The sequence below is a fragment of the Shewanella inventionis genome (assembly GCF_014641855.1).
Classification (GTDB): Bacteria; Pseudomonadota; Gammaproteobacteria; order Enterobacterales; family Shewanellaceae; genus Shewanella; species Shewanella inventionis.
This window is the reverse complement of record NZ_BMII01000039.1, coordinates 1-26,560: the sequence shown is the minus strand read 5'-3', so window position 1 is coordinate 26,560 and position 26,560 is coordinate 1. Positions and strand designations below refer to the sequence as shown.

Genomic DNA, 26,560 nt, shown 5'->3' with positions numbered 1-26,560 from the left:
TGGGTAAACATTTGAGTACACTACGTAACGAATTACTGTGTGATTTCATCGATTGTTGTTGTGCTTTGGGTATACAATATCGTCATTGTTTACCAACCAAAAGATTGTTGCTCATGGATATTTTTTCTGCTGCTGTGATGTTATTTCTAATTATGGATCCGCTGGGTAATTTACCTATTTTTGCTTCCATATTACGCCACATCGATCCTAAAAAGCGCCGCAGAGTATTAATTCGTGAATTGCTGTTTGCGTTAATTATTATGTTGTCTTTTTTGTACGCTGGCGAAGCGATATTGAACTTTCTTAACTTACGTTCTGAATCCGTCAGTATCGCGGGCGGTATCATTTTGTTTTTAATTGCAATTAAGATGATTTTCCCATCACCTGGTGGTGTAGCGGGTCTCGCTGCTGGCGAAGAACCCTTTATTGTGCCGATGGCTATTCCGCTAATGGCGGGCCCGTCTATTTTGGCCGCATTGATTTTATTAGCCCATACTGATAGTAGCCGCATGATAGATTGGACAATAGCATTAGTGTCAGCTTGGGCGCTAAGTGCATTTATCCTTATGTTTTATAAATTGTTTACTCGTATTCTTGGCGAAAAAGGCCTCACTGCTGTGGAGCGTTTAATGGGAATGGTGTTGGTGATGATATCAGTTCAAATGTTACTTGATGGTATCGCAAATTATATCAATGCCACGACGGTGTAATGTTAAAACACAACAATACTCTGACTTTTTATTATTTTTTAATCGAACCGTCACATTTACATTAAAGAATGGCTAACTTTGATTGTAACACCATCGTTGCAGCTGTTAATGTCATGTCATTATTGTTTCGGGGGTGGTTTATGAAGCGTATTCTTATTGTGTTGGGTTTTGCTGGTATTAGTGCCCTAGGGTGCCAGCATCAATCTACAGCCGAAACGGCCCCCGTAGTGGCTAAGCCGCTAATTAAAGATTGTGGCCCAAATGCAATGCCACCGATTCGTGATCCGAGTAAATTAATTGAAAACCTACGTGCTAAAGGTTTAATTACTGACGACATGAACCAAGCACAAATAGATAAAACCGTCGCAGATTATATTACTAAGCGCCAAAAAGCATTTGAGAAATGCCACAAACCTCAACCTAATACAGGTAAGTCGTAATGAGTAAATTTATTAAATACCAAGGGTTAGCCGTTTCCGCTTTATTGTTGGCATGTTCAACTGGTGTAGCCCTTGCTGCGCCTCAAACCGGAACGCCAGCCGATGGCGCGCTTATCAATGAGCAGCAAGTGCTGTATTGGTTGATTAAGCGAGGTGAGCTTGCAGCTGATGCAAGTGAAGCCGAGCAACAAGCCGCAATTGATGCCTTTGTGAGTCGTGGCCGTGATGCTAAATTTAAACCGGCTGCGATTGAGGTTAAAGCTGAGCAAGTACGCCTTAAGCAAGCTGCGCAAAAAAGCGCTAAAAGTGCTCAAAATGTTGCAGCTAACAGCACAGTACAAGCCGATCAAGATATTACAAAAACAGTAAAAGTACTGGCTGTGCTGGTCGACTTCCCTGACTTACCCCATGATGCTAATCAACTTGCAGCGGGTGATACTGATATGTACTACAGCAGTTATCCTGCATCGCATTATCAGCAGCTGTTGTTTTCTGAAACAGGGTTTGCTGGCCCAAATAATCAAACATTACAATCGGCTTATCAGTATTTTCAGGCGGTGTCGGGAAATAGTTTTTACTTTACTGGCCAGGTGCAAGATTGGGTCACTGCCGATAATAATGCGGCGTTCTATGGCAGCAATAACAGCGACGAAGATGATACCGCGGTGCCTGATTTGGTTAAAGAAGCTGTCGTGAAAGCGGTTGAAGGGATGAGCGATACTGAGCTCAAGAGTTATGATATTGAAGATCCATACGACCTAGATATTGATGGTAACTATGATGAAGCCGATGGGATTATTGACCATGTGATGCTGTTTCACTCCAGTATTGGTGAAGAAGCTGGTGGCGGTGTTTTAGGCGATGATGCGATTTGGTCACATAGATATTATGTCGACTCAACAACCAATGGCTATACCATCCCTGGACGTGGCTTAAAAGTGTTTGGGTATACCGTTCAACCCATTGATGCCGCAGCAGGTGTCTGTACCCATGAGTTTGGCCATGATTTAGGTTTACCCGATGAATATGACCTAACTAATAGTGGCGATGGTTCGCCTGTTGGCGAATGGTCATTAATGTCTGGTGGCAGTTGGACTGGGAGTATTGCAGGCTCTCAACCCAGTGGTTTTAGTCCTTATGCTAAGTCTTATTTACAACAAAAATATAAAGGAAAGTGGGTTAAGGAGCAGCACATCTCATTAGCCGACTTAACCAGTAGTGGCAGTACTTTTCAGTTAAATCAAGCCATTAATACTGACGAAGTTAACCAGTTATCTATTGCGCTCCCAGCAGAAAATATTGCCTTTAAGTCGCCTTTCACTGGTGAATATCAATATTATTCTGGACAAGGCAATATGCTCAATAATGCCATGTCTTTTGACGTGACATTACCGTTAAGTACATCACTTGCTTTAACCTTCAAAGCACATTGGGACATCGAAGAAGATTATGACTATGTGCAGGTATTAGTTGATAGCGTTGCCATCGCTGGAAATTATACCAGCAATAGTAATTCAGTTAACTCATCCATTAAAAACTTCATTACTGGTAAGTCTAGCGATATTGCCGGTTCTACAGGCGAAAACAGCTGGGTTGATTTGAACTTTGATTTGAGTGCCTATGCAGGTCGCACGGTGCAAATTAGTGTGGTGTACAAAACTGATGAAGCCGTAGATGAATACGGTATGGCAATTGATGACATACAGTTAACAAACCAAGGCAACGCTTTTTATATTGACGGCGCCGAAGCTGACGATGTGGCGGCTTTAGCTGGATTTAGTCGGATAGACGACACCTTACCGGGTAAAGCAAAACGCTATATTGTGCAATTACGCAGTCACCAAGGTGTTGATGCTGGCTTGGTTTATAGTCGGTATGTACCCGGTGTATTGTTATGGTTAGAAAACCTAAATTATAGCGACAACAATGTGTCAGAGCATCCTGGTGAAGGGTTGATTGGTGTGATCGATGCGGATCAAAACCTCATAGGCACTAGAGATACAGAGGTTCAGATACGGGATGCAACATTTAGTTTGTATAGTCAAAGTACCTATACAGGCGACACTCATTTAGATGCTGAATCACTTTTTGATGACAGCAGAGATTATAGCGCGCCACTTAAACCACAAGCTGGCATGATTTTACCTGAGCTTGGGTTAACTATGCAGGTTACTGAGCAAGCAAGCGATAGCAGTACAGCAAGGCTTGAATTTGCCTTAGCAGACAGCAGCGTATTGCCAGACGTGACACTTACTGCTGATATCATTGCCCAGGTTAATGGCGCTAATGTGAGCTTTAGTGCACAGGTGACAGGTGGAAGCGACTATACCTATGCCTGGTCTTTTGGTGATAATGCCACGAGCACAGATGTTGCACCAACATACACATATGCACAGTCGGGTGATTATGACGTGAGTGTCATCGTTAAAGACAGTGCAGGTAATACGGTTACGGCAACTAAAACGGTAAGAGTTGTGATTGCGCCTTTAGCGGCGTTTACCTTAACCCAAACCGACGCTTCAGTGAGCATGACAAACGCTTCTACTCAAGGATTTGGTGGACTCACTTACCTTTGGGATTTTGGTGATGGCAGTGCAACCAGTACAGTGCTAAACCCGAGTCACACTTATACTCAAAGTGGTTCTTATACTGTTACTTTAGTGGCGACAGACTCATTAGGTAATGAATCAACAGTGAGTCAAAATGTTACTGTGACCATTGCCGTAACAACACCGACAACACCGACAACACCGACCACAACGTCAACAGACACAGGCAGTAGCAGTGGTGGTGGCAGTTTAGGTTGGTTAAGTATGATGTTGCTGGCTTTTGTCGGCGTATATCGCCAACGAGTAAGAGCGCTTTAACTGGCAACAAGATAAGTAATTAACAAAACGCCCATTATTACGGTAATGGGCGTTTGTTTTTATAACCCGTAGCGTCTTTAACTCAGGTTGTTATTTATCAACAATTGTTAAGGTCACTCGCCTGAAGTGTTCATTTGGCCTATCAGTGCATAACCTAAAATAAGATAGGATCCTGTCTTAGAGATGATTAATGCGCTCAACTGCAGCGGGCAAAAATATTTCACTGACGATAAGTTGTGAGCAGTGCAAGTTAAAATAGCGTCTACGCCCCCACAAACTAGAGTTAACTTGTTGATTTAAGCTGGTGGCGAGAGCTGCAAGACGTCCGCATGTCTCAAATTTTGCAACCTCAATAGAACCAGGTGTTATATTGGGGCTAGAAAACAGTAACTCACCCAGTGGACGTGTGCCTAATCGGGTAAAATGATTACTTTGAGTGTGCAATATGTTTTGCGGGATCAATGTGCGTGCAAACACCCAAGGTGTACCGTCCAGGCACAATAATACTTCACGGATCCATACTGGCTCATTATGGCTTGGAAATTCGTCTTCAAGCGGCGTGAGTAAATGCTCCCCTAAGACCTTGACTTCAAAATGAGTGCAGTGAGTTTTGAGGCGTTGAGTTAAACTGCCTGTCGCGAGTAACCAGTCTTTTAGTTGGTTATCTGGCAATGATTGTATTTTTTCTGGCGAAAACCAATGAATTGATTCACCATATGGAAAGCTAACACTGGTCACGTTCATCTAAAACTCGTTACAATATACCTCAACAGCAATAGTCTACCATGTCATGAATGACCAAACACACCTCAAGGTGTGAACAACATGGCCGATTTAATTAACGTTACATCTTTAGGAGTGTCTCTCATTATGAAAAAATGGCTTTTAACGTTAGTTATGCTGTGTTGCGCTTCGTTTAACTTGCACGCCGCTGAAGAAGGTTTGGAAGATTATGCTTATTATGGTTTCGAGCCTGATATTGTCACCAATTACATTTCTAATCGTAAAAAACTAGGCTTTGTGAAAATCAGTGTAGAGTTGATGGTTAAAGATCCTAACGATCTTGTGAGCTTAGAGCACCATGATCCTCTACTGCGCTCCGCTATTGTTGAAATATTAGGAAACCAGGCTGAAGATAAAGTGAAATCGTTATCTGGTCGTGAAGAGATTCGCCGTGAGTGCTATGAAACCGTAAACCGCTTGATGCAACAAGAAGTCGGTAAGGCGATAGTGGTTAATTTACTATTTACTAAATACCTATACGATTAATGAGTCGTTCACATTCTGTCGGGCGAGCCAAGCAGCATGCTAAGCGCTCGCCAACACAGCAAAAGAAAACGTTTAATCACGTTATCACCCCTAAAAAACTGCATCCCCGTAATGCCCATCAACATGGCTATGACTTTGCTCGATTAACTGCAGTTATGCCTTCGTTAAGTGCTTTTGTGCGTGCAAATCCCTATGGAAACCCCTCAATTGATTTTGCCGATCCTAAAGCGGTAAAGTGCCTCAATGCAGCCTTATTGCTCAGTGACTATAAGATAAAAAACTGGGATATTCCCACTGGATACTTGTGCCCGCCGGTGCCTGGGCGAGTTGATTATCTGCATTATATCGCTGACTTATTAGCGCATAAAGGGGCTGTGGTTAAAGGGAGCAGCATTCGCGTCTGCGATATTGGTACTGGAGCGAATGGTATCTATCCGATTTTAGGGATTCAGACATACGGCTGGCAGTTTGTCGCATCAGACATTGACCCTGTATCGATTAGTAATGTGGCGGCCATTGCCAACAGCAATCCTAATATTAAAGCGAATTTGCAATTAAGAATACAACCGGATCCACAACATATTTTTCATGGGATTATTGCTGAAAATGAACGTTTTGATGTCACTATGTGTAATCCGCCGTTTCATGGCTCGTTAGCTGAAGCCGCTGCTGGTACATTGCGAAAAGTCACTAACTTAGCAAAAAGCCAACAGCAAAAACACGGTAAAACATCGCACAGCTTAACGGTTACACAAACTAATCCGAGGTTGAACTTTGGCGGGCAGAAAGCGGAGTTATGGTGTGATGGTGGTGAATCGCTATTTTTGACCAACATGATCAATGAAAGTAAACAATATGCCAGCCAGGTTTTATGGTTTACCTCATTGGTGTCTAAATCAGACAACCTTAAACCGTGTTATCAACGGCTCAAACAATTAAATGCGGCAGAGGTAAAAACCATTGAAATGACGCAAGGCAACAAAATCACTCGCATATTAGCGTGGAGTTTTATTCCTGCCGATTTACGTCAACAATGGGCCAACATGCGGGTGTAATAAACCTTACTGGGGTGTGGCGTTTGCCTTAAGAGCATCAAAGTCGATAGTTTCACTGCCGTGATACACTAAAAAGTGTCGCCCTTTGGCCCGGGCAATCAGGGTAATCCCTAGTTGCTTGGCTAAATCTAACCCCATTTGAGTGACGCCGCTGCGCGACAGTAATACTGGTATGCCCATTTTGGCAACTTTAATCACCATTTCAGAGGTTAAGCGGCCGGTGGTGTAAAAGATTTTATCACTGCCAGTTTGCTCATCTAACCACATGTCACCGGCTAATGTATCAACAGCATTATGACGACCAACATCTTCAACAAAGGCTAATATTTTATCGTCCTGGCAAATGCCGCAACCATGAACAGCACCTGCATTTTTATAGGTTTCGTTATACGCATTGATGTTGTTGAGTAATGCATAAATTGTAGATTGTTTTAATGCTGGCGTAGGTAATGAAATGTTATCTAAACCTTGTAAAAAACCACCATAAACCGTGCCTTGCCCACATCCAGATGTGACCGTTTTTTCAGCCAGCTTTTGTTCAATATCGTCTGAAACCTCCTGCGTGATAACTGCGGCTGAGCTCACTTCCCAGTCAACAATTACCGACTCCAACAAACTTAAGTCACTAATAAAGCCCTGATTTTTAAGATAGCCAATGGTCAACGACTCGGGCTTAGCGCCTAAGGTCATGAGCGTGACGATGGGGCGCCAATTTAAATACACAGTTAGCGGACGTTCACATGCGACAAACTTATCAACCACAACCCCTTGGTCGTCAACGGCTTTAACCGCAAGCGTTAATGGTACCTGGGTGGCTGTTTTTACAAATTTAACAGGCTTGCGAGCTGAAGATGTTGCCGAAGCGGATTGAGTCATAGGTAAGCCTCTAGGGGAATTTTTATTGAAGATGTTGGCACAATTGAATCGCTTCATCGTTTGTTTAGCATAGCAATTATTGTTCCCTAAACTTAAAAGATCTTACTTAAGCGTGATCTGGCGCAAATCTTTAGCATTTCAATACTTTTTACGCGTATTAATGTCCCAGTCTGCATTGCAGTGTGGACATATTGTCCTATTGTTAACGGGTAAATTGAGATCGAGTTCAAAGTAAATTTTACTTTTTAGTTGGCATCGATTTTGCTCTTACTAGCTAAAGCAATTTAACAATACGTGACTTATTGGGCACGTAATAACGTCAGAGGTCAGCATCAATATGCAACATAACGACAAGATATGGCCTATGTATGTGTCACTTAAAAAAGTGTCAGTGCAAACTGGGCGGTGGACATCAGTGCGTTGGGAGCTCGAACACATGGTGCCCGCTACCCAAACTAAGCCAGAAAATGCAGTGCTCGTTCCGCTTGAGCTTTATAAAGATCAGCGTGGTAGCTACCGTATTAATCTCGATATGGATAATCCAACGCTATACATAGTGTGTGATCAGCTGAGTGACGGCTCCTGGGTACCAGCTTTTATTTCTGCGGATCAAAATGTCAGTGCCGGCTGCCTCGAGTCTGATACTCCCGTGTTGAACATTCCTATGCCGAGTGCGATTGCCTGTTGGATAGAAGCCTTTATTACTCGTCATGGCGAAGTAGAAATTAGCGCACACCGTCGTAAGCATGTTAATCGCCGTAAAAATGAAGGACCAAGTGCAAACCGTCCAGGAAGTATGCAATGAGTGGTCAAGATGGCTTACTGAGTCGTTGGGAGCTACGTCGTCAACGCGTTGCCGCTGAAGCTGAGCAGCAAGCGCTTGATACTAAGGATAGTGAATCGCTTGAGCTGGTATCCGAAGCAACAGAGCCTGCAGAACTTGACGATACTTTACCGGATGTAAGTCCTGAAGAAGAGCCATTACCTGATCCAACCACAATTGAAGTGGGTGGCAGTTTTGCTCGTTTCATGGCTAAAAATGTTGACCCGACCACCAAAGCTGCAGCATTACGAGCACTTTGGAAGCAACCACAGTATGGTCACATTGATGGCTTATTAGAATATGCACTGGATTACAGCAATCAACCGATTTTATCGGCCGATGTATCAGCAGAACTTGCCGGAAAAGTGTTTCGTTATGTGGTTGAGAAAACCAAGATTACAGAAGATGAATTGCTTGCTGATTCTGAGGCCGAAATGGCTAGTGATGAAGCAGTGGCAACCCAAATAAACAGTGAAACAGAATCGACAGAAGTTGATGAGTCGTTAGTCATTACTCAGCAATCGGAAACGTTATCGGCTAACGCTCAAGTGCAGGATGATGACCTGCTTGAGCAAGCTTTTGCCAGTGATGAGGCTAAAGGCTAACAGACCCTTGTATCTCAATATGTTATTGATAACGGATCGGGAATGCAGTCAGTCGATTTAATGAGTTGATGTGAATAACAAAGTGTTAGTTGCAGGAGTGAGCCACTGCATTAACCAGGTATAAAAACCGATATTAGGAACGCAATGACCATAATAAAAAACCAACCAATGCTGAAACAAGCTCGGCAGCAGGTGATGGCGAATACTCAGATTTTACAAAATCTGATCCCGCCAACCGTCAGCTATACCACTCAGGGCAATGTGCTAGTTATTGGCCCAGAAGATCTTGCTCGATTGGCCGCGGACAAATTGTCCACTATGAACAGCTGCGTCATTTTGGCTAATGAAGCCATTACCAGTCAGGATGAAGCCCATCTTGAAGCAGTAATGAGTGCCGCCACTCAAGTAGAAAGTTATTACAATAAGTTAGTCAGTATTAAAGGCTTTTTAGGCCAGTTTCAGGTCAAGGTAGAAAGCGACCACAGCGTGAGTGAATTAAGTGTGGTAGCAATACGTCAAGCTCACTTTGATATTGTTCTCGACTTAAGCTGTAGCCCAAGCATTAACCTAGAAATGTTACCTCCAGGGTATTTTTATGTTGGCCAAGATCAGGCTTTGCTTGCCGATGCGTTAGCACAAATTCCGGATTTAGTCGGTCAATTTGATAAGCCTCGATACGTAAAAGTGAGCCATGATATTTGCGCACACAACAAGCATGGTTTAAATGGGTGTAATCGCTGCCTCAATTTTTGTCCTGCAGATGCCATTAGCAGTGTGGCGCAAAAAATCGAAATCGACCCATATCTTTGCCATGGCGCTGGCAGTTGTACTAATGCTTGTCCAACAGGGGCATTAAGTTACGATTTACCCACCCCAAAATCATTACATGCATATCTTGAAAAACTAGTGAGTCGCTTTCGTCTGCAAGCGCAAACGGCTCCTGTAGTGTTATTTCATGACAATGAGGCTGGTGCACAGTTTATTACAGACGAATTAAGTGGTGATGTACTGCCTGTGGCAATGGAAGAAATAACCGTAGCCAGTATAGATCATTGGATGACCGCACTCGCCTATGGCGCACGTGAGATTCTTATTTTAAATACGCCGCTCACCGCGCCAACGTTAACCCAGATGCTAAAAGGTGAACTTGCACTTGCGAATCGTATTTTAGATGAAATGGGCCAGCCACAGCGGATCCGCTTAATTAGCCCAGCCGATCTCACCGATTTATATCCATCATTAGCAATTAGCCTTGCATGGCCTGTTATTATGCCAATGGTGCAGGAGCCGGCAAAACTCGAGCCGACAAATAACCCTAAACGCAGTCAGTTGTTCCAAGCTATTGACCATCTCAACAGCCAGGCTGCCGCAGTTGATAATACATTAGTGCTGGCCAATATCCCTTACGGTGTGGTGAGCATTAATAGCGACAAATGCACATTATGTATGTCGTGTGTGGCCACGTGTCCCACTCAAGCATTAAAAGATGGCGGAAATACCCCCGCGCTTAAATTTACAGAGCAAGACTGTGTGCAATGTGGATTATGTGAAGCAGCATGTCCTGAAAAAGTTATCAGTTTAGCGGCTCAAATAAACTTTAATACCCAACAGCGCCAGCAAGTTCAAATACTAAAACAAGAACCTCCTTTTGAATGCATACGATGCGGTAGCGAATTTGCCACCCAATCCATGGTGCACAAAATGATAGAAATGGTCGGCGCGCACAGTGCGTTTAGCGCCAATATTGAGCGTTTGAAAATGTGTGGCGACTGCCGAGTAAAAGACATGTTTGAAGACATCCTTGACGATCCAGAAAAGCAATTGCGATAAGAGATCTGTTATGACTGAAACAATAAGACAAATTAACGAAAACGACCAATTAAGAGCAGATATTTATCAGCTATTGGCCGCATTATTGCGCCGCCAACCGAGTACCGAGTTATTACAGTTTTTAGCTGATTTAGACATAGAAGTCGAAGACGGCAACGCCATGAGCGACGCCTGGGTTGCATTGAAGCAAGCAGCACAAAAAAGTAATACAGATACTTTAGAAGATGAATATTTTGCCATTTTTTTAGGTGTAGGCAGCGGTGAAATTATGCCTTACGGCAGTTGGTTTATGACGGGTTCATTAATGGACAAACCCCTAGCCGCATTACGCAGTGACTTAATGCAGTTAGGGTTTGAACGCGAAGAAAACGTCAAAGAACCCGAAGATCATGTCGCCGCATTATGCGAAGTGATGGGGTGCCTCATTTTAGAAGCTCCAGGTTATCGCCAATTAGCGTTTTATCAACGCCATATTGGTAGCTGGATTATTCGCTTTTGCGACAATTTGGCTAAAACACCTAGTGCTAAGTTTTACGTTGCGGTTGCGCAACTGGCTAACGCCTTTTTTACGGCCGAAGCTAACGAATTTGAACAGTTAAGTTTAAATATTCCGGTGAATTGTCCAGGTAGTGCTGACTTAGATCCAGTAGAAGAACAAGCTGTGCAAATTAACTAAACCGGATGATGGTCAACTGGCCACATCTTTTTATTAACAAGGAGACATTATGAGTAAGCAAGCTTCCGACATGGGTCGTCGCCAAATGCTAAAAGCATTAGCGCTCGGCAGTGCGGCAGGTGCTGTTGCTAGCGTAAGTGCACCCGCACTTGCTCAGGTAACTAAACCGTCTACACAGGAGCCTACGGGCAGTAACTACCGCGAAACAGAGCATATTCGTAACTACTATGCTTCGTTAAGCAAATAACAAAGGAGAGTGTGTGATGCGATTAACCCGCAAATCAGACACAGTCGAGACTAAAACAACGTCTGGCTTAGGTCTTAACCGACGTCAATTCCTCAAGTCTGCCAGTTTGGCGACAGGTGGTATTGCCGCAGCGTCAATGCTTGGTGCAGGTATGATGCGTAAAGCTGAGGCAAAAGATGTGCCTCATAACGCACCAACTGAAGTGAAAAGAACCATCTGTTCTCACTGTTCAGTGGGTTGTGGTATTTATGCTGAAGTACAAAATGGGGTGTGGACAGGGCAAGAGCCTGCATTCGATCATCCATTTAACCAAGGTGGACATTGTGCCAAAGGTGCTGCACTGCGTGAGCATGGTCACGGTGAAAAACGCTTAAAATACCCAATGAAATTAGAAGGCGGCAAGTGGAAGCGTCTTTCATGGGAGCAAGCCATTAATGAAGTTGGCGATAAAATGGAAACGATTCGTCAAGAGTCTGGTCCAGATTCAGTTTACTTCATGGGCAGCGCCAAATTTTCAAACGAACAAGCTTATTTATATCGCAAATTAGCAGCAATGTGGGGCACTAACAATGTCGATCACTCTGCACGTATTTGTCACTCTACCACGGTAGCTGGTGTAGCAAACACCTGGGGCTACGGTGCGCAAACTAACTCGTTTAACGACATCCGCAACTCAAAATGCATGATGTTCATCGGTTCTAACCCATGTGAAGCGCATCCAGTAGCGATGCAGCACATTTTAATTGGTAAAGAGCGCGGTGCAAAAATCATTGTTGTTGATCCACGCTTTACTCGTACAGCCGCTAAGTCTGATGAGTATGTGCATATTCGTCCAGGTACCGACATTCCATTTATTTATGGTCTGTTATGGCACATCTTCGAAAACGGTTGGCAAGATGATTCGTTCATCTCTCAACGTGTATACGGCATGGAACGTATCCAAGAAGAAGTGAAAAAATATACGCCAGAAGAAGTTGAAAATGTAGTTGGTGTACCTAAAGCGCAAATGTATCGTGTTGCTAAAATGATGGCAGAAACCAAACCCGGCACCGTAGTATGGTGTATGGGTGGTACTCAGCATCACGTTGGTAACGCTAACACTCGTGCATACTGTATTTTACAGCTAGCCCTTGGCAACATGGGTGTCGAAGGCGGCGGAACCAATATTTTCCGTGGTCACGATAACGTACAGGGTGCCACAGACTTTGGCTTATTGTTTGACAATTTACCGGGTTACTATGGTTTAACAACTGGTGCATGGGACCATTGGGCTAATGTGTGGGATCTCGAGCCAAGCTGGATTAAAGGCCGTTTTGATCAGGCACAATATCTTGGGCAAGATCCGCAAACCTCGGCAGGTATTCCTTGTTCTCGTTGGCATGATGGCGTGTTAGAAGACAAAACCAAGATTGCGCAAAAAGACAATATTCGTCTCGCATTCTTCTGGGGTCAATCTGTTAACACTGAAACCCGTGGCCGTGAAGTGCGTGAAGCTCTGAACAAAATGGACACCGTAGTCGTTGTCGATCCATTCCCAACTATGGCGGGTGTTATGCACGAACGTCAAGATGGCGTGTATCTATTACCTGCGGCAACTCAGTTTGAAACCTATGGCTCTGTGTCTGCGTCAAACCGTTCGCTTCAGTGGCGCACGCAAGTCATTGATCCATTGTTTGAGTCGTTACCTGATCACATCATTATGTACAAGTTGGCTAAAAAATGGGGCGTTGCAGAGCAATTCTGTAAGCACATTAAAGTCAATGGCGAAGAGCCATTAGTAGAAGATGTGACCCGCGAGTTTAACAAGGGCATGTGGACCATTGGTTATACAGGTCAAAGCCCTGAGCGATTGAAAATGCACCAAGAAAACTGGGGCACGTTTGATGTTGACTCGTTAGAGGCACCAGGCGGTCCAGCTAAAGGTGAAACCTATGGTCTACCTTGGCCATGTTGGGGTACACCAGAAATGAAGCATCCAGGTACGCAAATTTTGTATCGTACCGGCCGTGAAGTAAAAGACGGTGGTGGTAACTTCCGCGCGCGTTATGGTGTTGAGCATAATGGCAACAACATTCTTGCCGAAGGGTCTTACTCAAAAGGATCTGAAATTCAAGACGGTTATCCAGAGTTTACCGCTGACATGCTTAAACAGCTTGGCTGGTGGGATGACTTAACCGCTGAAGAAAAAGTACACGCGGAAGGGCAAAACTGGAAAACCGATATTTCTGGTGGTATCCAACGTGTGGCGATTAAGCATGGTTGTATCCCGTACGGTAACGCGAAAGCGCGCTGTATCGTGTGGAACTTCCCTGATGACATTCCATTACACCGTGAACCGCTATACACACCTCGTCGTGATTTAGTGGCTAAATACCCTACTTATGAAGACCGCATGGTTGCACGTCTACCAACACTTTATAAGTCTATTCAAGATAAAGACTTTGCAACCGACTTCCCATTAGCGGTTACTACAGGTCGTTTGGTTGAATACGAAGGTGGTGGTGAAGAAACCCGTTCAAACCCATGGCTTGCAGAACTTCAGCAAGAAATGTTTATCGAGATCAACCCAGCAGATGCTGCAGATCGCGGTTTACGTGATGGTGACGACGTGTTTGTTCACAGTCCAGAAGGGGCAAAGATCACCGTTAAAGCAATGGTGACACCACGTGTTATTGCAGGTGAATGTTTTATGCCATACCACTTTGCGGGTGTATTTGAAGGCAAGAGCCTAGAGAAAAACTACCCAGAAGGCACGGTACCTTACGTTATTGGCGAATCAGCTAACACTGTAATGACCTATGGCTATGACGTTGTGACTCAGATGCAAGAGACTAAGTCTAGCTTGTGTCAGATCAGCAAAGCCTAACAACACTTGATGAGGAGATAAGCCATTATGGCAGTCATGAAATTTCTGTGTGACACCAAACGCTGCATCGAGTGTAACGGTTGCGTCACAGCTTGTAAAAACGAGAACGACTCTGCTTTAGAGTGGGGTATTCAACGTCGCCGCGTGGTGACACTTCACGATGGTGAACCAGGAGAAGCATCAATATCAGTTGCTTGTATGCACTGTACCGACGCGCCTTGTATGGCCGTATGTCCTGCAGACTGTTTCTACCGTACCGAAGACGGCATAGTATTGCACAACAAAGATACCTGTATCGGTTGTGGATACTGCTTCTATGCTTGCCCATTTGGTGCACCGCAGTTCCCTAAAAAGACTGCATTTGGTAGCCGCGGTAAAATGGATAAATGTACATTCTGTGCGGGTGGCCCTGAAGAAGATCATTCTGATGCAGAGCGCCAAAAATACGGTTCAAACCGTATTGCAGAAGGTAAATTACCTATGTGCGCCGAGTTATGTGCAACCAAAGCGTTACTTGCGGGCGATGCAGGCATAGTGTCTGACATTTACCGTCAACGTATGGCAACACGCGGTAATCCAAATGTGATTTGGGGCTACAATCCTAAAACAGGCGAAATGATCTAACCGAGCATGGGCTGCGATTAAGTTCGCAGCCACTTAAGGAGTGACAATGTTAACTTTAACGTTAAACAAATCACTGCGCAGGATGTTTGCTCTGTTGGTTCTGTGTATGGGATTAGGATTGGCCACATCGCCGGTGTATGCCGCTGATGAACAATCTAGCCAGCAACAAGCAACGTCTAAATCCAGCGATGCAGATCTCTGGCGTGCAGTAAAAGCCGGCGAACCGGGATACAGTACAGATAAAGCGTTAGAAGCCGATGTACTTATCAATGTTGCCGGCAATGAAGGAAAGGCATTGCGAAATACCTACCTAAAACCTGCAATCGGCTTAGCCGTAATAGGGGTTTTTGGTGCCTTTTTAGTGTTTTACTTAGTCAATGGTCCATCTAAACTGAGTAAAGGCTTTTCAGGTAAAATGGTGCTTCGATGGAACAAAAGCGATCTGTGGTTACATTGGATAATGGCAGTATCTTGCCTCACACTAATGGTAACGGGCATTGTTATTATGCTCGGACGGCATTTTCTTGCGCCTTATGTGGGCGAAGGAATATGGGCCGGACTCATTGCATTTTGTAAGTTTACTCACGATTGGTCTGGACCCATTTTTATGGTGTCTTGGTTGTTGTGTGTGATTAAATGGATGCCATTACAAACCTTTAAAATGTATGATTTAAAATGGTTTTTAGTGGTAGGTGGCTACATTAATTTTGGTCCGTTTAAAGGCAAACATCCAGACAGTGGATTTGCCAACGCGGGTGAAAAAATGTGGTTTTGGACCTTAGCTATTTTTGGTCTAAGCATCAGTGCTACAGGCGTTATGCTGGTGTTCCCAACACTGGAATTACCTCGTGAGCTGTCAATGATTGCCTTGCTGATACACGGTGTTAGTGCGACGATTTTAATCGCATTTACCATTGTGCATATTTGGATGGCAACCGTACTCAGTGAAGGTGGTATGGAGTGTATGGTATCTGGCTATTGTGACGAAAACTGGGCTTCGCAGCACCATAATGTGTGGTACGACGAAATCAAAGCCGATGGCACGTTAAAATACAAAGAGTAAGCCTATAAAATAAGTGCGAATCCACTTGTTCATGATAGAGATAAAACACCTTGTTAGGTTACTGACAAGGTGTTTTTTATTGGCATTTTTTGTTTTGGCTGATTGCGGCATGGTGAGTTTAGCGGTGTGATTAATATGACTATGATCAAAGGCTATCCTCATGAGTAGAGAAAGAGGTATGTTATTAAATATGGTGAAAATGACCTGTTTAGCTCGCTTAAACGATATTTTTTACTAAAACGACTTAAATATAAAAGAGGCTGTAATGGCAACGCCCAAAAATGATACAACGTCTGTTGATGACAATATGGATGAGATTGTTGATGATAGTGTTGCTTATGATATGTCACAACGAGGTCGTCAGAGTGAAGATCCTTTAGAGGCAATTAAAGCGATGCGTTTAGGTCAGTTGGCTGTTTGTCGCCTCAAAACTGAGCAAGAAATGCAGACTATAGTGAGTAAAAATACCAAAACAGTCAGCCAAAACGTGAAAACTGATGATTAAAGTGGTTCACTTTATTGTATGACTATTTGAATATTCATTTTTTTGTGACGTCATAGCACTGTTGTTAGGGGGAGAATCGTTGAATATTTCTCAATTGCATCACAAAGAACTTGCGATTGCCAAATCACTATTAGAAAACCCAGGCTTGGCGGTAAAAATAACCAATTTTATAGGTTCGCCAATTGAAAAAGGGTTGGCATTACTGCCTGCTAACTGGAATAAAAATATCGCTAAGGTCACCGAAAAATCACTAATGAAAGCCTCAGAAGCGGCTATTTTTACCATGAAAGACAGCCCCGGTGAGATATCATCGAATCGTTGGCATAAACTAGGTGTTGCGGTGAGTGGTGGCGTGGGCGGTTTTTTTGGCTTAACAGCCATTGCCGTTGAACTCCCTGTATCTACTACCATTATGTTGCGATCGATAGCTGATATTGCCCGTAGCGAAGGTGAGTTGATTACCTCGTTAGAGACAAAAATGGCCTGTTTAGAAGTGTTTGCTTTAGGCGGCGCCAGTGATTTAGACGACAGCAGCGAGTCTGGATATTTTACCGTGAGAGCAGCGTTGGCTAAATCGGTAACCGAGGCCGCTGAGTTTATGGTTAAAAAAGGCATAACCGATGAAACCGCACCGCTCTTGGTTAAGCTTATCAGTCATATTGCTGAAAAATTTGGCGTACAAGTTACTCAAAAGGCCGCGGCTCAAGCTATACCGGCCATTGGCGCCGCTGGTGGTGCCATCATTAACACCTTGTTTATTGACCACTTTCAAGACATGGCAAGAGGCCACTTTATTGTACGTAAGCTTGAGCGATTATATGGGTATGATACCGTTAGAACCGCGTACAATTTGTTGCCGAAACACGTGAGTTAACAAGTGGTAAGGTGTGTAAAGGTATGTGAGGCCCAGATTGTTATTGCCGGTAAGAGGCGTAACTTGCTTGGCCTAACTAAGCATCAATGCAACATGAGTGGGATTTTCTTGCATGTGTTGATATTGCGCCGCCATGTAATAGATGAAAAGAACGATGTTGTATTAGCAATAACTGGCTGGTAGTTTGCATTTTCGTTAGTTTATCGTTTTTATGAGTGAGGCAAGTATGATTCGATTTTTTTTTAATATTATTGAGCCTATTGATGGTGTTGCCGTCGGTTTTTGCAGCAGAGCCTGTCAGCTACAATAAAGAGTTAGATGGCTTTGATTATCCCTTTGAAGTCCAAACGTTTAATTTTAATTCGCAAAAAAACGATTTAGCCATGCGTTATATGGACATTGGCGACAAAAATACCAAAAAAGTGATTGTACTTTTGCATGGTAAAAACTTTTCTGGTTACTACTGGGAGCAGGTTGCAAACGATTTATTAGCGAAAGGCTACCGAGTGATTATTCCTGATCAAATCGGTTTTGGTAAATCCACTAAACCCGACTTTTATCAATACAGTTTTGGCCAGTTGGCGTTAAACACTAAGTTATTACTCGACAGTTTACACATTAATAAAATTGATCTTGTCGGTCATTCAATGGGCGGCATGTTAGCAACAACATTTGCGGTTAACTATCCAAACGCGGTAAATAAGCTTATTTTGATTAATCCTATTGGCTTAGAAGATTACAGCCGGTATGTGCAATTTAAAGACGTTAACTTTTTTTATAAAAATGAACTCGCCACCAGTGTTGATAAAGCCAGAAATTACCAGAAAGCCAATTACTATGATGGTAAATGGTCAAATGAATATGAAAAATTGTTAGCGCCGTTACAAGGCATGCTTGCAGGCGATGATTGGCCAGTGATAGCGTGGAATAATGCCTTAACCTATGGCCCAATATTCTCAGAAAACATTGTCGATAGGTTTTCGCAAATCACCAGTGAAACGATACTAATCATTGGTACCCGAGATCAAACTGGGCCTGGCCGTGGCTGGTTAAAAGAAGGGGTCACTAGAACATTAGGTGACTACAAAACACTGGGTGTGAATGCCCACAAGTTAATTAAAGGCTCAACATTAATTGAACTTGAAGGCTTAGGTCATATGCCACAAATTGAAAACTACCCAGTATTTATAAAGGCATTTGACCAAGCGCTAGCTGATTGAGCCGTACGATTTAAGCGACATCACCCTTATATTGTTTGATGAAATGACCTAACGTGCAGCCTAATTTGTAATGAGCAACAAAAGCATGTTATGAACAAAACACCTTATTGGCTAACGAATAAGGTGTTTTTTATACCTTTTTATCAAACAAGTATTATTGCTGCAAAAATAACCTTGAAAGACCAACAGACCCTAATATTTGGCTTATGGTTGCGAGTGATGATGTTTGCCCGCAGTTAATAGGTTTGTTGGTGATGGGCACAGAGGCTCTTATGGATATGGCAACGTTGTGATCGTAAGTGTTATTAAACTGAAAGTACAAAATAGGAGTGCGGCATAATGGAATACCAATTTGTTAAGGGGCAGGTAGGTGATATCGTGGCGGTACTTTCGTTAATACCTGAGTTTAGCCATCTCACCTCTGAAGCCGACATCGTTGCGAGATTGGCAGGTAAACAGAGTTTGATTTTAGTGGCGACCCACAATGCCAGACCGATAGGTTTTAAGATAGGCTACTCGCTTAACGATACTGAATTTTATAGCTGGTTAGGTGGCGTTATACCAGCGCATCGAAAGATGAAAGTGGCTTCGCAATTGCGCCAACAGCAAGAGGCTTGGGCTATTGCGCATGGGTTTAACGTGCTTAAAGTTAAATCCATGAACCAATTTCCCAATATGTTACACATGCTTATTTCAAGTGGTTATCAAATTTGTGGTTATGAAAATAATGGAACAATTGAGAACAGTAAAATAGAGTTTGTTAAAACGCTCTAATTTTATGCACGTTAATGCGATGGCATATCAAAGGTATGACTTCTTTACATGTAATGATTTAATGCTGCCGGGTTTTCGTTTGCTCAGGTAGAATGCCCCCACTGAGCGTTTATTTTTAGGTTTAATCTATGCAAATCAATCGTGTACTACTAACCGCTATTGGTAGTGTTTTACTCGCAATGGTCACTATCCAGTCGGGTGCTTCACTAGCGAAACAACTTTTCCCGATTATTGGGCCTGAAGGCACCACAGCACTGCGTTTAGGTTTTGCCGCAGCTGTTTTGTGGTTAGTGTTTCGCCCTTGGCGTGCTTTGCCTAAGGGACGGGATTGGCAGAGTATTATTATTTATGGTCTGTGCTTAGGTGGGATGAATATTTTATTCTATCTCTCGATTGAGCGCATTCCTTTAGGGATTGCCGTTGCGCTTGAGTTTACCGGCCCTCTGGCCGTTGCCTTATTTAGCTCCAAACGAAAAAGTGATTTGTTTTGGGTTGCCTGTGCTATTACGGGTATTTTGCTGTTGATGCCAAGTTTATCAAGTGCGCAAGGGCTTGATATTTTAGGTGCCTTGATGGCATTGGGTGCAGGAGCATGTTGGGCCGGCTATATATTATTTGGCACTCGTACAGGCAAGCAAGCATCTGGTGGTATTACCGTGGCGCTTGGGATGACGGTGGCCGCAGTGGTCTTGGTGCCTGTTGGCGCGGTGAGTCAGGGGTTAGCATTAATTAGCTGGGAAGTATTACCTCTAGGATTATTAGTGGCGGTGTTATCGAGTGCGTTGCCCTATTCATTAGAAATGGTAGCGCTACGTAATATGCCGACTCAAGCCTTTAGTGTATTGATGAGTTTAGAGCCTGCAATTGCTGCATTGGCTGGATTTGTGATTTTAAGTGAGCAACTAACAGTACTGCAGTGGGCCGCAATTGGTTTAGTGATTATTGCGTCAATAGGCAGTAGCTTTACCCCTAAAAAAGCCGTTGAGATGGGGGTATGAATAGATAGGCTAAAGAGCCTTGCATTATGTCAATTAGCGTGCAGATATGAATGGTTAGGTTTTAGGGTGCTATGGATAACGTTCAAATATTAATTGAACGCTAAAACAACGGGTTAGGTGGTGATTTGCCACCTAACCCGATGTGTTTTTTATTTACCACGCCATATCTAAAATTTTACGGCTGGTGGCTAAATCAACTTTGCCGCTTTCAGATAATGCTGTCATGCCGTGGGCTTCTAATGCGTCAACAACTTGAGATAGTTGCGCTTGAGTTACACCATGGTCACGTAAGCGCACTGGTAAACCTACTTGCTTAAAGAAGGCTTCGGTCTTATCAATAGCCTGGTCTACGCGGCTTGCTTCATCACCTTCGGTAATATCCCACACGCGCTCAGCATACTGTACTAATTTTGCGTGTTTTTGCTCTTTTAGCACGCGCCATAGTGACGGCAATATCACCGCGAGTGTTTGTGCATGGTCAATATCAAATAGGGCCGTTAGCTCGTGGCCAATCATGTGAGTTGACCAATCGAGCGGTACACCTGTGCCAATCATGCCATTTAAGGCAGATGTTGCACTCCACATTAAGTTTGCTCGAGCATCATAGTTGGTTGGCTCTGCGACTGTGACAGGGCCAACTTCAATTAATGTGCGTAAAATACCTTCAGCCATACGGTCTTGTACACGAGCATCAACAGGGTAAGTTGCATATTGTTCAAGCACATGCACAAATGCATCAACCACACCATTCGCCACCTGAATTTGGGGTAAGCTGAAGGTTAGTTCTGGGTCTAGCATGGCAAATGTTGGGTAGGCGCAAGGGTGGTTTACTGGAAATTTTCCGCCTTGATAGCTCACAACTGCAAAGGCATTCATTTCTGAGCCGGTCGCTGGCAATGTGGCAATCACACCAAGCGGAATCACTTTGTCGTTAGCCACAGGAACAGGGTTAAAGCCGTGGTGTAGCAAGCTTGTTGTGTCACCGTCGAACTGAGTGGCGAGCGCGATAAATTTAGTGCCGTCCATGACTGAACCACCGCCGACAGCAAGTAAAAAATCGATATTTTCTTTACGTGCAACCTCAACAGCTTTAATCAATGTGTCGTATTTAGGGTTGGCTTCAATGCCGCCAAATTCAAATACTGTGCGGTTACCTAATGCCGCTTTGACTTTATCAAGCGTACCGAAACGCTGCACGCTACCACCGCCGTAAGTAATTAATACTCTGGCATTTGCGGGTACAAGTTGATCTAGCTCTGCGATGCGGTCTTTACCAAAAACAACATGAGTAGGGTTACGATAGTTAAAATTAAGCATATTTGGCGCCTTTTGGTTTTGCGATAAAACAAGAACATATTGCGGTTAAGCCAATCTCTTTAACATTAGGTGTTAAACGTGACGTAAACAGCACGGAAAAATCATGTGTCTATATTAGCCTCTTGAGTCAAAATAAACATACACATAACTGTCTCATTCATGCGCATTCCTGCCTTTTTTGTTTAAAAATGCGGTTTATTTTATAAATATAATGCCTTTTACTGCTTTTTTGGTAACATTGCTTTTAGCGGGCGGTGTAGTGAATATGATCAAGGTGGTACGATGAACGAGATTGCTAAGTTAATGGCGCAGTTAGCACCAAAAGAAGGGGTTAACGATACCTACCTATCAGGTGTGCGTGTTTTTCGCGGTTCACAATACGCCTCACGGGGTCCACTGTGTTATTCCCAGGGCGTGCTGATTGTTGGTCAGGGTAAAAAGCGTGTGTACATAGAGGATCAAACCTTTGATTACGACCGCCAGCATTCTTTAGTGATGACAGTGCCGCTTCCAGTAGAATGCGAAACCTTTGCCAGTATTGAAGAGCCTGTGTTGGTTTTGATGGTTGATATTAACCTGGTGCAGTTAAATTACATCGTTAGGTTAATGGACGAGCATCATCAAATTCCAAAAGACTTAAATGAATCTCGCCAAAGTGGTTTTTTTATTGCCGACAGCACCGAAGACATGGATTGTAGTGTTATTCGATTATTGCAGGCTTTGCAGTCACCCCTAGAGGCTCAAGTGATGGGCGAGGCACTTGTGCTAGAGTTGCTTTATCGATTACTCGACTCACCCAATGCCGCCCCCCTGTATGCCTTGTCGTTAAGTCACACTCGTCTATCTCGGGTTGAAAAAGCACTGAGTTATATTCATAAGCACTATGGTGAGTCTGTTGAGGTTGATACATTAGCGGGCCTTGTGAATATGAGTCCCTCAGCGTTTCATCGCTGTTTCAAAGAGGTGACCTCGTCAACGCCAATACAATATGTTAAAAAAATCCGCTTAAATAAAGCCAGAGAATTACTGCAATTACAGAAAATGAAAGTGAAAGAGGTATCTATTCAGGTAGGCTATGAAAGTACGGCACAATTTAGCCGTGAATTTAAACGCTATTTTGAGCAAAGTCCTGGCGAATTTGCTCGGTTATAATGTGACTTTATATTGCGATATTAATTAAGGCTTTACTATGGCTGCAGATGCACCTACAAAAATCACTTTTTTTGAGTTTTTAACACCCTTAGTGGCATCAGGGAAAAAGACGATTACTATCCGTGATGTTAGCGAAAGTCATTACCAGCCGGGTACTCAAGTTGAGGTTTATACCCTTGAAAGCCATATCAAGGTTTGCGACATCCTCATTTTGTCTGTCGAGCCATTGGCCTTTGACGATATCAATGAGTTTCATGCCGCTCAAGAAAGCTTACCTTTAGATGAGTTAAAGCACCTTATTCAACAGGTATATCCTGATCAGCAATGTCTATTTTTGATTTCCTTTTCGCTAATTGATGCGGGCATCAGTTCTAATACCAATTCCACTAATTATCTGGTCATTCAGCGGGAATTCTGTGCCTTCTAGGCAAGTAATAGGATTGTAGGCATAGTTGCTCTCGGCAACTGCTCCTGCGTTGCTCTACCTCCTGCATCCATGCAGTCGTACGTCAAAATACTATTAAGCAGCATAGAAGGCACAGAAACCCGCCTTGCAGGAGACGCTCAGACAGTCCATTTCTTTGTTGCATTGCCTTAGAAGGGAATAACCATTATTTCAACAATGCGCCTCAAACTGAACAGTCTGAGCGACTCTGATTGGTCACATAATTAATGGAAATGGTATAAATAATTACCTTTCAATTCGTTATCTTTGACGCATCCATGTTTTAGACTTGGTTCACAACAGCAGTGTCTAAAACATGTTCTGCTTAACAAATGTCCTTTTTGAGCTGTGTTAGTTTTTATAACTACTAGTTACCTCACATTTTAGCTACCGCTAAAGTGATATTTTTACCGCCTATTGCTTTTGTATTTAATACCTTGTTATCAATGGTTTTGCTCTCAGGGCTTCATTTCGTTAGGATTTTTTATGTCTACTATTATTCAATCAGTCAGCCAGGAGTTGATTAAACCTTACCAGGCCAATATTACCGTGCCCAATTGGATGATCAGTTCAATGGAACGGGTGATGCAATATTATGTAGATAAAAATTTGCGACTTGACACTATTTCGACCGACCGCATGCCTAAGCCTGTTGAAGGCAAAAAGTACATGTTGTACGCCCATATTCCGTTTTGCCATACCTTGTGCTCGTTTTGTACTTTTCATCGGTTTTTGTTTCGTGAAGATAAAGCGCGCGAGTATTTTGTTGCACTGCGTAAAGAAATGCAGATGGCAAAAGAGTTAGGTTATCAATTTGAGTCTATGTACATCGGCGGTGGCACGACAACCGTGCTTGAAGACGAATTAGCTAGAACAATTGAGCATGCTAAAACCCTGTTTCCAGGCATTAAAGAAGTGTCTTGCGAGTCTGATCCTCAACACTTGGCAAACCCTGAGTTTAAGCAATTAAAAGGATTGGTCGACAGAATGTCGATCGGTGTTCAAAGTTTCGATGACGGCATTTTAAAAATGACTGACCGCTTCGATAAGTTTGGATCGGGACAACAAACATTCGATCGTATTATGGCGGCAAAAGAGTTATTCCCGATTATCAACGTTGATTTAATTTTTGGTTTTAAAGGTCAAAGTGCTGACATTATTCAAGCCGACCTTGACATGGCATCTAAGCTCGACCCGCGCCAAATTACCACTTATCCACTGATGATTACTCACCAAACGCGTAAAAGCGTGAAAGGGACGTTGGCCGCGCCTCATGGTGAAATGGTTAATCAGTACCGTCAAATTTTAAATAGTTTAACAGGCCAGTATAACCAACTGTCTGCATGGGCGTTCGGTAAAACCGATAATGAAGGGTTTGATGAATACGTGATTGATTATGATGAATACCTTGGTGTGGGGTCGGGTTCATTTAGTTTCTTAAATGACACTTTATACGTGAATACTTTTTCGCTTAAAAAATATCAACAGCGTATTGCGCAGGGGCGTATGGCCGTTGAGCAGCAGAAAAAATACCAATTAAAAGAAGTCATGCAATATCGTTTTTTACTGGGTATGTTCTCTGGACGTTTATCTCGCCAGTATTTCCGCGATACCTTTAACGTTAATTTAGACACTGCCTTATTTAAAGAAATGGCGTCAATGAAAGCCATGGGGGCGCTGAAAAATGACCCACTCAATCCAGATGAACTGATTGTGACCGACAACGGGAAAATGTTAGGCCTGTTAATGATGAAAGAGTTTTACTCTGGCATGGACAATGTTCGCGCTCAATTACGTCAACCATTAACCGATTTAGACATGTAGCCTTTGGTTTTGCGCGTATTGCTGCAAGATACGCCAACCTGTATTTCAAGGTTGACGTTTTTGTGACAATCGCTAGATGCAGATATAGGTAAATTCACGTAAGCTTATCCAATCGAATGGATGCTTGGAAAGACCCAATGGCTAATATTCTATTGCTTGCCAATATCAACTGTGACCGTATTTTACGTTTAGATAAACCTTTACAAACCGGTGGTAGGTTTCATTATCAAGATGGTGGCTTACGTCTAGGTGGCGGTGGGGCAAACACCGGCTTAGGTTTGGTGTGGGCTAAACATAATGTGTCGTTAGTGAGCGAAGTCGGCAGTGATGATATTGGCGATTGGATTTTGGCAAAAGCGAGCACTTTAGGTTTAGATTGTCGCCTAGTTCATCGTTTTAGTGGTAATACTTGCGAAATGCTACTGGTGATGACCCCAGATGGCGAGCGAACCATTATTAGACCTCAACGGCCGATCTTTGAATTACCCGCAGCACCAGATTGGCTGCAATGGGATGCGTTTTATATCAACTCATCTGCTAATGGTGCTGAGTTATGGGCGCAAGACGCCATGAACCATAATCCTAATTGCCTGGTTGTTGCGCAGCTTGCTAAAGATCAACGCCCGCGGCCATGCCATGTATTAATAGCCTCAATTACAGATATGCAAGGCCGTTGTAACCAAACGCCGTGGCAGTTTGCTCAAACCATTGCGGGTAATGCATTGCAGCACTTTATTGTGACCGACGGTGATAAAGGTGCGATTGTATATAGTGCTCAAGAGCAGCAACATGTACCAGCTGTGTATGCCGAAGTTGTTGACACCACAGGTGCAGGCGATGCGTATGCCGCAGGTGTTATACATGGTTTATGCCATAAAATGCCAATTACAGATGCGATGCATGAAGGCGCATTATGGGCATCATTTGCAGTGGCAACGCAAAGCTCTATTCCTGGTGACGCCTTGAAAAACTATTTGTTGTAACCTAGGCCCTAGGGCTGTTGCTCTTTGCTGATTGAATTTTGTTCGAATTGAAAACGATTTAATTGAGGCGAATTGACTAGTCATCTAAGCAACTCTTTATTTGCAAAGAATCATTCAACAAAGAGTAAAACGTTTTTAGCCGAACCCCTATAACTGTCATGCGTATGTCATCATTGATGTTTATGATGCTTGCGTCTAACACAATTTGTATCGTAATTGATTGAACTCACAAGTGTGACTTTGCATCGGTACAATCTCCCATTTTATTTATCGCCTTACTCCTCCCCAGTAAGGCTTTTTTTTGCCTAAAAATTGGGTATATTGCTACAAGTGTTTATATGTCAACAGGGATGAGCGGGATGAAGTTAAAGTGGGTAAATCGTATATCTGGGTGAGCTTACGGCAGCGTAGCTCAACTTATTTCAATTAACCTGATTTAATCATTGTAACTAAATCAACCCGGTCACAATGATGCCAGATAAACTCCTTAACACCCTCGCTAACTTTGAACAGTGGC

25 protein-coding genes are annotated in these 26,560 nt (G+C 43.2%); 22 read left to right on the top strand and 3 right to left on the bottom strand.

Annotated elements, in window-relative coordinates; translation table 11 throughout:
- Positions 1–113: 113 nt before the first annotated feature.
- The 3 genes from IEW93_RS18785 (at position 114) to IEW93_RS18775 (ending at position 4,017) form a co-directional block, all read left to right on the top strand.
- Complete coding sequence (locus IEW93_RS18785; RefSeq protein ID WP_188740773.1) at positions 114–710, top strand: YhgN family NAAT transporter; 597 nt, start codon at positions 114–116, stop codon at positions 708–710.
- A 140-nt stretch (positions 711–850) separates the two neighbouring features.
- A complete protein-coding gene (locus IEW93_RS18780) occupies positions 851–1,150 on the top strand; it encodes a hypothetical protein (RefSeq protein WP_188740772.1) in 300 nt (99 codons plus the stop codon).
- Positions 1,150–4,017: an immune inhibitor A domain-containing protein gene (locus tag IEW93_RS18775; RefSeq protein ID WP_188740771.1), complete on the top strand. Its 2,868-nt coding sequence runs from the start codon at positions 1,150–1,152 to the stop codon at positions 4,015–4,017. The genes IEW93_RS18780 and IEW93_RS18775 overlap by 1 nt, the downstream gene beginning before the upstream one ends.
- A 177-nt stretch (positions 4,018–4,194) precedes the next feature.
- Here IEW93_RS18775 and IEW93_RS18770 read toward each other — a convergent pair whose 3' ends face one another.
- Positions 4,195–4,761: a chorismate--pyruvate lyase family protein gene (locus IEW93_RS18770; protein ID WP_188740770.1), complete on the bottom strand. Its 567-nt coding sequence runs from the start codon at positions 4,759–4,761 to the stop codon at positions 4,195–4,197.
- A 126-nt stretch (positions 4,762–4,887) separates the two neighbouring features.
- Here IEW93_RS18770 and IEW93_RS18765 point away from each other — a divergent pair, with 126 nt between their 5' ends.
- Together IEW93_RS18765 and rlmF are read left to right on the top strand one after the other, a co-directional pair.
- Positions 4,888–5,286: a flagellar basal body-associated protein FliL gene (locus tag IEW93_RS18765; protein ID WP_188740769.1), complete on the top strand. Its 399-nt coding sequence runs from the start codon at positions 4,888–4,890 to the stop codon at positions 5,284–5,286.
- The gene (rlmF, locus tag IEW93_RS18760) at positions 5,286–6,341 is read left to right on the top strand and encodes a 23S rRNA (adenine(1618)-N(6))-methyltransferase RlmF (protein WP_188740768.1); all 1,056 of its coding nucleotides are present in this window, start codon (positions 5,286–5,288) and stop codon (positions 6,339–6,341) included. Before IEW93_RS18765 ends, rlmF begins: the two co-directional genes overlap by 1 nt.
- A gap of 6 nt (positions 6,342–6,347) precedes the next feature.
- On the opposite strand, the gene IEW93_RS18755 is transcribed toward rlmF, so the two are convergent.
- The gene (locus IEW93_RS18755; protein ID WP_188740767.1) at positions 6,348–7,217 is read right to left on the bottom strand and encodes a formate dehydrogenase accessory sulfurtransferase FdhD; all 870 of its coding nucleotides are present in this window, start codon (positions 7,215–7,217) and stop codon (positions 6,348–6,350) included.
- Between the two features lie 337 nt (positions 7,218–7,554).
- Between IEW93_RS18755 and IEW93_RS18750 the strand changes: the two genes are divergently transcribed.
- The 13 genes from IEW93_RS18750 (at position 7,555) to IEW93_RS18690 (ending at position 20,322) form a co-directional block, all read left to right on the top strand.
- Entirely contained in the window at positions 7,555–8,022 is a 468-nt protein-coding gene (locus IEW93_RS18750; protein WP_188740766.1) for a DUF3305 domain-containing protein, read from the top strand.
- On the top strand, positions 8,019–8,645 hold the full coding sequence (locus IEW93_RS18745) for a DUF3306 domain-containing protein (protein WP_188740765.1): 627 nt from the start codon (positions 8,019–8,021) through the stop codon (positions 8,643–8,645). Before IEW93_RS18750 ends, IEW93_RS18745 begins: the two co-directional genes overlap by 4 nt.
- 144 nt (positions 8,646–8,789) lie before the next feature.
- Positions 8,790–10,475: a 4Fe-4S binding protein gene (locus IEW93_RS18740; protein ID WP_188740764.1), complete on the top strand. Its 1,686-nt coding sequence runs from the start codon at positions 8,790–8,792 to the stop codon at positions 10,473–10,475.
- 10 nt (positions 10,476–10,485) lie between these two features.
- Positions 10,486–11,151 (top strand): TorD/DmsD family molecular chaperone, encoded by a 666-nt coding sequence (locus tag IEW93_RS18735; protein WP_188740763.1) that lies wholly within the window; start codon positions 10,486–10,488, stop codon positions 11,149–11,151.
- A gap of 49 nt (positions 11,152–11,200) precedes the next feature.
- Entirely contained in the window at positions 11,201–11,398 is a 198-nt protein-coding gene (locus IEW93_RS18730; protein WP_188740762.1) for a formate dehydrogenase, read from the top strand.
- Positions 11,399–11,414: 16 nt separating this feature from the next.
- Positions 11,415–14,264: a formate dehydrogenase subunit alpha gene (locus IEW93_RS18725; RefSeq protein WP_188740781.1), complete on the top strand. Its 2,850-nt coding sequence runs from the start codon at positions 11,415–11,417 to the stop codon at positions 14,262–14,264.
- Between the two features lie 27 nt (positions 14,265–14,291).
- A complete protein-coding gene (gene fdh3B / locus IEW93_RS18720) occupies positions 14,292–14,888 on the top strand; it encodes a formate dehydrogenase FDH3 subunit beta (protein ID WP_188740761.1) in 597 nt (198 codons plus the stop codon).
- 46 nt (positions 14,889–14,934) lie between these two features.
- A complete protein-coding gene (locus IEW93_RS18715) occupies positions 14,935–15,951 on the top strand; it encodes a formate dehydrogenase subunit gamma (RefSeq protein ID WP_188740760.1) in 1,017 nt (338 codons plus the stop codon).
- 265 nt (positions 15,952–16,216) lie between these two features.
- Positions 16,217–16,456 (top strand): hypothetical protein, encoded by a 240-nt coding sequence (locus IEW93_RS18710; RefSeq protein ID WP_188740759.1) that lies wholly within the window; start codon positions 16,217–16,219, stop codon positions 16,454–16,456.
- Positions 16,457–16,535: 79 nt separating this feature from the next.
- Positions 16,536–17,330 (top strand): EcsC family protein, encoded by a 795-nt coding sequence (locus IEW93_RS18705; RefSeq protein ID WP_188740758.1) that lies wholly within the window; start codon positions 16,536–16,538, stop codon positions 17,328–17,330.
- A 263-nt stretch (positions 17,331–17,593) separates the two neighbouring features.
- Positions 17,594–18,550 carry an alpha/beta fold hydrolase gene (locus tag IEW93_RS18700; protein WP_188740757.1) on the top strand — a complete coding sequence of 319 codons (957 nt, stop codon included), beginning with the start codon at positions 17,594–17,596 and terminating at the stop codon, positions 18,548–18,550.
- A 339-nt stretch (positions 18,551–18,889) separates the two neighbouring features.
- A complete protein-coding gene (locus tag IEW93_RS18695; protein ID WP_188740756.1) occupies positions 18,890–19,324 on the top strand; it encodes a GNAT family N-acetyltransferase in 435 nt (144 codons plus the stop codon).
- A gap of 128 nt (positions 19,325–19,452) precedes the next feature.
- The gene (locus IEW93_RS18690) at positions 19,453–20,322 is read left to right on the top strand and encodes an EamA family transporter (RefSeq protein ID WP_188740755.1); all 870 of its coding nucleotides are present in this window, start codon (positions 19,453–19,455) and stop codon (positions 20,320–20,322) included.
- Positions 20,323–20,475: 153 nt separating this feature from the next.
- Here the strand turns inward: IEW93_RS18690 and IEW93_RS18685 are convergent, their stop codons facing one another.
- Entirely contained in the window at positions 20,476–21,639 is a 1,164-nt protein-coding gene (locus IEW93_RS18685; protein WP_188740754.1) for an iron-containing alcohol dehydrogenase, read from the bottom strand.
- 282 nt (positions 21,640–21,921) lie between these two features.
- Between IEW93_RS18685 and IEW93_RS18680 the strand changes: the two genes are divergently transcribed.
- From IEW93_RS18680 to IEW93_RS18665, 4 genes are all read left to right on the top strand, one after another.
- The gene (locus IEW93_RS18680; RefSeq protein ID WP_188740753.1) at positions 21,922–22,791 is read left to right on the top strand and encodes an AraC family transcriptional regulator; all 870 of its coding nucleotides are present in this window, start codon (positions 21,922–21,924) and stop codon (positions 22,789–22,791) included.
- A 37-nt stretch (positions 22,792–22,828) separates the two neighbouring features.
- Entirely contained in the window at positions 22,829–23,218 is a 390-nt protein-coding gene (gene yqfB, locus IEW93_RS18675; RefSeq protein WP_188740752.1) for a N(4)-acetylcytidine aminohydrolase, read from the top strand.
- A 504-nt stretch (positions 23,219–23,722) separates the two neighbouring features.
- Entirely contained in the window at positions 23,723–25,060 is a 1,338-nt protein-coding gene (locus tag IEW93_RS18670; protein WP_188740751.1) for a coproporphyrinogen III oxidase family protein, read from the top strand.
- Positions 25,061–25,197: 137 nt separating this feature from the next.
- Positions 25,198–26,043: a PfkB family carbohydrate kinase gene (locus IEW93_RS18665; RefSeq protein ID WP_188740750.1), complete on the top strand. Its 846-nt coding sequence runs from the start codon at positions 25,198–25,200 to the stop codon at positions 26,041–26,043.
- Positions 26,044–26,560: the final 517 nt, after the last annotated feature.

Coding starts and splice junctions, on each gene's coding strand:
- IEW93_RS18785 (WP_188740773.1), top strand. CDS start 114: ATGGATATTTTTTCTGCTGCTGTGATGTTATTTCTAATTATGGATCCG.
- IEW93_RS18780 (WP_188740772.1), top strand. CDS start 851: ATGAAGCGTATTCTTATTGTGTTGGGTTTTGCTGGTATTAGTGCCCTA.
- IEW93_RS18775 (WP_188740771.1), top strand. CDS start 1,150: ATGAGTAAATTTATTAAATACCAAGGGTTAGCCGTTTCCGCTTTATTG.
- IEW93_RS18770 (WP_188740770.1), bottom strand. CDS start 4,761: ATGAACGTGACCAGTGTTAGCTTTCCATATGGTGAATCAATTCATTGG.
- IEW93_RS18765 (WP_188740769.1), top strand. CDS start 4,888: ATGAAAAAATGGCTTTTAACGTTAGTTATGCTGTGTTGCGCTTCGTTT.
- rlmF (WP_188740768.1), top strand. CDS start 5,286: ATGAGTCGTTCACATTCTGTCGGGCGAGCCAAGCAGCATGCTAAGCGC.
- IEW93_RS18755 (WP_188740767.1), bottom strand. CDS start 7,217: ATGACTCAATCCGCTTCGGCAACATCTTCAGCTCGCAAGCCTGTTAAA.
- IEW93_RS18750 (WP_188740766.1), top strand. CDS start 7,555: ATGCAACATAACGACAAGATATGGCCTATGTATGTGTCACTTAAAAAA.
- IEW93_RS18745 (WP_188740765.1), top strand. CDS start 8,019: ATGAGTGGTCAAGATGGCTTACTGAGTCGTTGGGAGCTACGTCGTCAA.
- IEW93_RS18740 (WP_188740764.1), top strand. CDS start 8,790: ATGACCATAATAAAAAACCAACCAATGCTGAAACAAGCTCGGCAGCAG.
- IEW93_RS18735 (WP_188740763.1), top strand. CDS start 10,486: ATGACTGAAACAATAAGACAAATTAACGAAAACGACCAATTAAGAGCA.
- IEW93_RS18730 (WP_188740762.1), top strand. CDS start 11,201: ATGAGTAAGCAAGCTTCCGACATGGGTCGTCGCCAAATGCTAAAAGCA.
- IEW93_RS18725 (WP_188740781.1), top strand. CDS start 11,415: ATGCGATTAACCCGCAAATCAGACACAGTCGAGACTAAAACAACGTCT.
- fdh3B (WP_188740761.1), top strand. CDS start 14,292: ATGGCAGTCATGAAATTTCTGTGTGACACCAAACGCTGCATCGAGTGT.
- IEW93_RS18715 (WP_188740760.1), top strand. CDS start 14,935: ATGTTAACTTTAACGTTAAACAAATCACTGCGCAGGATGTTTGCTCTG.
- IEW93_RS18710 (WP_188740759.1), top strand. CDS start 16,217: ATGGCAACGCCCAAAAATGATACAACGTCTGTTGATGACAATATGGAT.
- IEW93_RS18700 (WP_188740757.1), top strand. CDS start 17,594: ATGGTGTTGCCGTCGGTTTTTGCAGCAGAGCCTGTCAGCTACAATAAA.
- IEW93_RS18695 (WP_188740756.1), top strand. CDS start 18,890: ATGGAATACCAATTTGTTAAGGGGCAGGTAGGTGATATCGTGGCGGTA.
- IEW93_RS18690 (WP_188740755.1), top strand. CDS start 19,453: ATGCAAATCAATCGTGTACTACTAACCGCTATTGGTAGTGTTTTACTC.
- IEW93_RS18685 (WP_188740754.1), bottom strand. CDS start 21,639: ATGCTTAATTTTAACTATCGTAACCCTACTCATGTTGTTTTTGGTAAA.
- IEW93_RS18680 (WP_188740753.1), top strand. CDS start 21,922: ATGAACGAGATTGCTAAGTTAATGGCGCAGTTAGCACCAAAAGAAGGG.
- yqfB (WP_188740752.1), top strand. CDS start 22,829: ATGGCTGCAGATGCACCTACAAAAATCACTTTTTTTGAGTTTTTAACA.
- IEW93_RS18670 (WP_188740751.1), top strand. CDS start 23,723: ATGTCTACTATTATTCAATCAGTCAGCCAGGAGTTGATTAAACCTTAC.
- IEW93_RS18665 (WP_188740750.1), top strand. CDS start 25,198: ATGGCTAATATTCTATTGCTTGCCAATATCAACTGTGACCGTATTTTA.